Source organism: Streptosporangium minutum (assembly GCF_002149035.1).
Lineage (GTDB): Bacteria > Actinomycetota > Actinomycetes > Streptosporangiales > Streptosporangiaceae > Streptosporangium > Streptosporangium minutum.
This window is the reverse complement of record NZ_NGFP01000119.1, coordinates 20,870-28,186: the sequence shown is the minus strand read 5'-3', so window position 1 is coordinate 28,186 and position 7,317 is coordinate 20,870. Positions and strand designations below refer to the sequence as shown.

General features: G+C 73.8%; 5 protein-coding genes. 4 read left to right on the top strand and 1 reads right to left on the bottom strand.

The window, feature by feature from the left end; translation table 11 throughout:
- The first annotated feature begins 74 nt into the window (after positions 1–74).
- The 4 genes from CA984_RS24385 to alc all read left to right on the top strand — a co-directional run bounded on the left by CA984_RS24385 (position 75) and on the right by alc (position 5,307).
- Positions 75–1,457, top strand: a complete 1,383-nt coding sequence (locus tag CA984_RS24385) for an 8-oxoguanine deaminase (RefSeq protein WP_207621015.1) — start codon at positions 75–77, stop codon at positions 1,455–1,457.
- Positions 1,458–1,553: 96 nt separating this feature from the next.
- Entirely contained in the window at positions 1,554–2,876 is a 1,323-nt protein-coding gene (locus CA984_RS24380; RefSeq protein WP_086575885.1) for a glycerate kinase, read from the top strand.
- Between the two features lie 101 nt (positions 2,877–2,977).
- On the top strand, positions 2,978–4,357 hold the full coding sequence (gene allB, locus CA984_RS24375) for an allantoinase AllB (protein WP_086575884.1): 1,380 nt from the start codon (positions 2,978–2,980) through the stop codon (positions 4,355–4,357).
- The gene (gene alc, locus CA984_RS24370) at positions 4,354–5,307 is read left to right on the top strand and encodes an allantoicase (RefSeq protein WP_086575883.1); all 954 of its coding nucleotides are present in this window, start codon (positions 4,354–4,356) and stop codon (positions 5,305–5,307) included. The genes allB and alc overlap by 4 nt, the downstream gene beginning before the upstream one ends.
- A gap of 40 nt (positions 5,308–5,347) precedes the next feature.
- On the opposite strand, the gene pknB is transcribed toward alc, so the two are convergent.
- Entirely contained in the window at positions 5,348–7,273 is a 1,926-nt protein-coding gene (gene pknB, locus CA984_RS24365; RefSeq protein ID WP_086575882.1) for a Stk1 family PASTA domain-containing Ser/Thr kinase, read from the bottom strand.
- Positions 7,274–7,317: the final 44 nt, after the last annotated feature.

Below are 7,317 nucleotides of genomic sequence, written 5' to 3'. Positions count from 1 at the left end.
GGTGACGGGAGCGGGTGGGGGTGGGCGGCCGAGCGCGGCGGCGCGGGCCGCGGGCACCGCGGCGGGGAGCGCCGATGAGCGTCGTTCTGATGGAGAACGTCCACATCGCCCCGGTCGTGGGCCCGGAGATCCCCTCCGGTCACATTCACGTCGACGGCGACAGGATCGTGGCGCTCGGTGCCGGCCCCGCCCCGGCCGTCCCGGGCGCCACCAGGATCGACGGCACGGGCTGCCTGGCCACGCCCGGCCTGGTCAATACCCACCACCACCTCTACCAGTGGGCCTCGCAGGGCCTGGCCCAGGACGCCACGCTCTTCGAGTGGCTGGTGGCGCTCTACCAGGTGTGGGCCGCGATGGACGCCGAGGTCGTCAAGGGCGCGGCCGGCGCGGGCCTGGGCTACCTGGCCCTGTCCGGCTGCAGCACCTCCAGCGACCACCACTACGTCTTCCCCAAGGGCCGCGGAGACCTGCTCGCCGCGGAGATCGAGGCGGCCCGGGAGCTGGGCATCCGCTTCCATCCCGCCCGGGGGTCGATGGACCGGGGCGCCTCCCAGGGCGGCCTTCCGCCGGACGTCGTGGTCGAGAGGCTCGACGACATCCTCGCCGCGACGGCCGAGGCCGTCGACGCCTACCACGACCCGTCCTTCTCCTCGAAGCTGCGCGTCGCGGTCGCCCCCTGCTCGCCGTTCTCGGTCAGCGCGGACCTGATGACCGAGGCCGCCGCGCTGGCCAGGTCCAAGGGCGTACGCCTGCACACCCATCTCGCCGAGACCCTCGACGAGGAGGAGCACTGCCTGGCCCAGGTGGGCCTGCGCCCGGTCGACTACATGGAGGAGCTCGGCTGGCTCGGCCCGGACGTGTGGTTCGCCCACGCCATCCACCTGAGCGACTCCGACATCGCCGCGTTCGCCCGGACCGGGACCGGCTCCGCGCACTGCCCGAGCTCCAACGGCCGCCTCGGCGCGGGCATCGCCCGGGTGTCGGAGATGCTCCGGCGCGGGGCGATCGTCGGCCTCGGGGTGGACGGCAGCGCCTCCGCCGAGCTGACCTCGCTGTCCGGGGAGATGCGTCAGGCCCTGCTGTTCCAGCGGGCCAGGTACGGGCCGGCCGCGCTCACCGCCCGGCAGGCCCTGGAGATCGCCACCCTCGGCGGGGCCCGGAACCTGGGCCGTGAGCAGGAGATCGGCTCCCTGGAACCGGGCAAGCTCGCCGACATCGCCCTGTGGCGGACCGACGGCGCCTTCGCCTCGGCCGTCGCCGACCCGGTCTGCACCCTGGTCTTCGGCAGCCGCCAGCCTCCTCTGGCGCGCCTGCTGGTGGGCGGCGAGACGGTCGTCGAGGACGACGAGCTGCGCACGGTCGCCCAGGACGAGCTCGGCCGGGCGGGGGGCGAGGCCCACCGCCGTCTCATGCGCCTGGCAGGGGAGCGGGGCTTCGCCACCGGCGGGCAGGTGTGATGATGGTCGTCCATCTCACCGGGTTCCGGAACGCGCTCATCCCGGCCCGCGCAGGGCGGGAGCGCGTGTCCGCCGATTCTCCATCAGGGAGCAGGGTTGTCTGAGTCTTCGGGACATGTCGTCATCGCCCCGGACAAGTTCAAGGGGTCGCTGACCGGGGCCGAGGTGGCCGCCCGCGTGGCGGCGGGGCTCGGCCCGGATGTCGTCACGGTAGCGCTGCCGGTGGCCGACGGCGGCGACGGCACCGTGGACGCGGTCGTGGCCTGCGGCTTCACCCGCGTCGAGGTCGAGGTCACCGGCCCCACCGGGCAGCCGGTCCGCGCCGCCTACGCCTGGCGCGAGCCCGCGGAGCACGCGCGGCGCCCGGCCGCCGGCGAGGACGCGGCGGCCGTCCCGGCCGGTCCGGGTTCCTCGCCGTCCCTGGCAGACCCGGGTTCCTCGACRCCTCCGGCCGGCCCGGGGTCTTCGCCGTCCCCTTCCCCGTCCCCTTCCCCGGCCGCGGCCGAGGTGCCGACGGCCGTCATCGAGCTCGCCGAGGCGTCCGGCCTGCGCCGCCTGCCCGGTGACCCGCAGGCCCTGACCGCGACCAGCTACGGCGTCGGCGAGCTGATCGCCCACGCCGTACGGCGCGGCGCCCGGCGGATCGTGCTCGGGCTCGGCGGCAGCGCCTGCACCGACGGCGGCGCCGGCATGATGCAGGCGCTGGGTGTCCGCTTCCTGGACGCCGGAGGGCAGGAGCTGCCACGTGGCGGCGCCGCCCTGCGCACCCTGGAGAAAATCGATAAATCTGGACTTATCGCGATCGATGATGTCGAGTTCGTCGTCGCCGGCGACGTGGACAACCCCCTCCTGGGCCCGTACGGCGCCGCCGCCGTGTACGGCCCGCAGAAGGGCGCCGGGCCCGAGGAGGTGAAGGTGCTCGAAGGGGCCCTGGCCAGGCTCGCCGCCGTCGCCGCGCACACCCACGGCCTGGCCGGCGCCATCGAGCACGACGGGATCGTCCGCCCCATGGGCGTGGCCGCCCAGCCGGGGGCGGGCGCCGCCGGGGGAGTGGGCTTCGCCGCCCTGGCCTTCCTGTCCGCCGACGTCCGCCCCGGCATCGAATACCTGCTCGACCTGCTCGGCTTCCACGACCTGCTCGACGGCGCCCGCCTGGTCATCACCGGCGAGGGCTCCCTGGACGAGCAGACCCTGCGCGGCAAGGCCCCCGCCGGGGTCGCGGCGGCCGCCGCCAAGGCGGGGATCCCCGTCGTCGCAGTCTGCGGCCGCCGCGCCCTCGGCGACGAGGAGCTGAACGCGGCGGGCATCACGGCCGCCTACGCGCTCACCGACATCGAGCCCGACCCGGCCGTGTGCATGTCCGAGGCGGGCCCGCTGCTGGAGCGGCTCGCGCGCGAGGTCGCGCGCGGACACCTTTGACGAGGGGCCGGCCGCCGGGCCGTTCACGCCGCGCCGGGCGCGGACGGCCCGGCGGCCGGGCACCGGGACGCCCGGCTGCCGGGCGGGGAGATCGAGAGGCGATGAGCGTGCGGACCGAAGACGTGACGGACCTGGTCATCCGGTCCCGCCGGGCCGTGCTCCCGGAGGGGGAGGGCCCGGCGGCGGTGGCCGTACGGCGGGGCCGGATCGCCGGCCTGCACCCCTACGACGCCGTCCTGGAGGCCGCCGAACAGGTCGACCTCGGCGACACCGCGCTGCTGCCCGGCCTCGTGGACACCCACGTGCACGTCAACGAGCCCGGACGGACGCACTGGGAGGGCTTCGCCTCCGCCACCCGGGCGGCCGCCGCGGGCGGTGTCACCACGATCGTGGACATGCCGCTCAACTCGCTGCCGCCGACGGTGAGCGTGGCCGCGCTGGCCGGCAAGCGGAGGGCCGCGGCCGGGCAGTGCCTGGTGGACGTGGGTTTCTGGGGCGGCGCGGTCCCCGGCAACGTCAAGGATCTGCGACCGCTGCACGAGGCCGGGGTGCACGGTTTCAAGTGCTTCCTGTCGCCGTCCGGCGTGGAGGAGTTCCCGCCCCTGGACGTGGACGGGCTGCGGGCGGCCATGGTGGAGATCGCCTCCTTCGACGGACTGCTGATCGTCCACGCCGAGGACCCGGCGCTGCTCGCCGAACCGGCGGGCCCCGGCTACGCGGAGTTCCTCGACTCCCGCCCCGGCCGGTCGGAGCGCCGCGCGGTCGAACTGGTCGCCGCGCTGGCGGGGGAGACCGGTGTGCGGGCGCACATCCTGCACGTGTCCTCCGCGCTCTGCCTGGAACCCCTGGCCAGGGCGCGGCGGGAGGGCGTCAGGATCACCGCTGAGACCTGCCCGCACTACCTGACGCTGACGGCCGAGGAGGTGCCGCGGGGCGCGACCGAGTTCAAGTGCTGCCCGCCGATCCGGACCTCCGCCAACCGCGAGCAGCTCTGGCGGGGGCTCGCCGACGCCGTGCTGAGCTGCGTCGTCTCCGACCACTCACCCTCCACCCCGGACCTCAAGGTGCCTGACTTCGCCGCGGCCTGGGGCGGGATCTCCTCCCTCCAGCTGGGCCTGGCGGCCGTGTGGACCGAGGCCTCGCGGCGCGGGCACGGCCTCGGCCAGGTGGTCCGGTGGATGGCCGCCAACCCCGCGGCACTGGCCGGTCTGGACGGCAAGGGCGCCATCGCCGTGGGCAACGACGCCGACCTGGTCGCCTTCGACCCCGACGCCGGCCACACCGTGGACGCGGCCGCCCTGCACCACAGGAACCCGGTCACGCCCTACCACGGCAGGACGCTGCGCGGCGTGGTCCGCGCGACCTGGCTGCGCGGCCGGGTCGTGGACGACACCCCCGGCGGAGAGTTCCTGCGACCCTCCCCGGCCGGAGCCCGCCACCCGGGACCGGAACGCGCCACAGAGGAGAGGCCCTCACCGTGAGTGGATTCACCGCACTGCCCGACCTCGCCCTGCGCACCCTCGGCGGCTCGGTCGTCGCGGCCAACGACGAGTCGTTCGCCGCGAGGGAGAGCCTGATCCGCCCCGGCCGTCCCGCCTTCCAGGCGCACACCTTCGGTCCCAAGGGGCAGGTCTACGACGGCTGGGAGACCCGGCGGCGGCGTGAGCCCGGCCACGACTGGGCCATGGTCCGGCTCGGCCTGCCCGGCGTGATCCGCGGCGTCGTGATCGACACCGCGTGGTTCAAGGGCAACTACCCGCCCCACGCCTCCGTCGAGGCGGCCGCGGTCGAGGGCTACCCCACGGTCGCCGAGCTGGAGGCCGCCGAGTGGGTGGAGATCGTCCCGAGGAGCGCCCTCACGGGTGACGCCGAGCATCTGTTCGACGTGACCGACGGACGGCGCCACACGCATGTCCGGCTGAACATCTTCCCCGACGGGGGCATCGCCCGGCTGCGCGTGCACGGCGAGGTCAGGCCCGATCTGACCCTGTACGACGGCCTCGGCCTGGACCTGGCCGCGCTGGCGAACGGCGCGCTGGTCACCGGCTGCTCCGACGAGTTCTACTCCTCGCCCAACAACGTCATCGCCCCCGGCCTCGCCCGGCACCAGGCCGAGGGCTGGGAGACCGCCCGCCGCCGTGACGACGGCAACGACTGGCTGCTGATCCGCCTGGCGGGCGCCGGCGTCGTCAAGCTCGCCGAGATCGACACGACCAACCTGCTGTTCAACGCGCCGGGATCGGTCTCGATCACGGGAACCGCCGACGGGGACACCTGGTTCGAGCTGCTGCCCAGGACCCGCCTGCAGCCCGACACCTCACACCGCTTCCGCCTCGGCGACGCGCCCGCCGCCACCCACGTCCGGGTGGACGTCTACCCCGACGGCGGCCTCGCCCGCGTCCGCCTGCACGGCTTGCTCAGCGAACGCTGACGGGCGCTGAGCGGCGCTGAGCGGCGCCTCGCGCGCCGGCTCAGTGCCAGAGGGTCACCTCAGTTCCGGGGGGAGCCTGCTGCCCACCCGGCGGGATCTGGGCCAGGACTACGCCCCGGCCCGGACCTTTTTTTATTTTCACCCTCATCCCCGCCACGCGCAGTTCCTCACGGGCCGCCTTGACGTCCTTGAACATCACGTTGGGAATGATGATGATCTTGTCATCACCGCCGCCGCCGTCGTCGCCGTCGTTCTCCCACGGCCAGCGCCAGTTGCCGTTGCTGCACTGCGAGAGGGTGAGCCGGACGACGGCGCCCTTGTCGATCTCCGCGTTGGGCTGGGGATCCTGGGCGATGACCGTGCAGGGCTGGGCGGCGTCGGTCTGCTCGACGAACTGGGGGTTGAAGCCGGCGCTGCGCAGCATGGCGTCGGCCTGGTCGCGGGGCATGCCCTTGACGTCCGGCATGACCAGGCCCGCGCTCTTGACCAGATCGATCTTGCTGCCCTCCCGGACCCGGTTGCCCACGGCGGGGTTGGTCCGCATCACCTGGCCGCGCGGCACGGTCTCGCTCTGCTGCTTCCTGACGTCGTCGACGACCAGTCCGACCTCGGCCAGCTTCACCCGCGCGCTGTTCTCGTCAAGGCCCACGACGTTGGGCACGGCGACCCGCTTGGGGCCCGCCGAGGCGATGAGGACCAGCTTGGTCTTGCCCTCCGTCTCGGTGCCCGCCACCGGGTCGGTCCGTAACACGTTGCCCTTGAGCACCTTCTCGTCGTTCTCCGCCTTGCCGACCTCGACCAGGAAGCCGAGCCTCCTGGCCTCACTCTCGGCGATCGTGACGTTCTTGCCGACCAGCGAGGGCACCGTGACGGTGGTGGTCTGGGAGAACATCCAGCCGGTCACCCCGACCGCGATCACCATCACCACGGCCAGCGCGATCAGGAACCAGTTGGGCCGTAAACCCCGCCGCGCCCGGGGAGCGGGCTCGGCGACGTCGGAGACGGGGCTGGTGAGCAGGTCGACACGGGGCTGGATCAGGGTCTGGTTGGCCGGCGGGGGCGCCGGGTCCGGGCTCTGCGGCGGGCCGACCGGGACGGACGGCACCGGGCCGCTCTCCCTGGGCAGCATCCGGTGCGCGTCCACCGCGGCGACCAGCAGCGCGGTGGCGTCCGCCGGGCGGGTCGCGGGGTCGCGGGCCGTCGCCTGCGCCACCAGCGTGTCCAGCAGCGGCGGGGTGCCCGGCAGCAGCGCCGAGGGCACGGGCACGGTGTCGTGCACGTGCCGGTAGGCCACCGACATCGGGGTGTCGCCCTCGTACGGCTGGCGGCCGGTGAGGAGCTCGAACAGCATGATCCCGGCCGAGTAGACGTCGCTGCGGGCGTCGGTGGCGCCGGAGGTCACCTGTTCGGGCGACATGTAGCCGATGGTGCCGATCATGACGCCCGTCCGCGTCTGGTTGGTCGCCTCGATCGCGCGGGCCAGGCCGAAGTCCACCACCTTGACCCGGCCGTCATCGCTGAGCAGTACGTTCTCCGGTTTGACGTCCCGGTGGACCAGCCCGGCCTGGTGCGCGGCGCCCAGTGCGGCGAGCACCGGGATCATGACCTCGAGGGCCTCGCGGGCGGGCAGCCTGCCCCGGGCACGGAGCACGTCGCGCAGGGTGCGCCCCGGCACGTACTCCATCGACAGGTAGACGTTGTCTCCGTCGGTGCCCTGGTCGAAGACATGCACCACGTTGGGGTGCGAAAGGCTCGCCACCGACTTCGCCTCGCCGATGAACCGCCGCACGAACGAGGGGTCCTCGGCGAGGGAGCGGTGCATCACCTTCACGGCGACCGTGCGGTCGAGCCGGATGTCCAGAGCCAGATAGACGGTCGCCATGCCGCCCCGGGCGATCCGGGACTCAACGCGGTAACGCCCGTCGAGGAGTTTCCCGACTAGGGGGTCCGTAAGCGTCGTGTCCACCCGGCTGAGTTTACGGGCGATTTGGCGCTCGCAGGGTCCCGGTG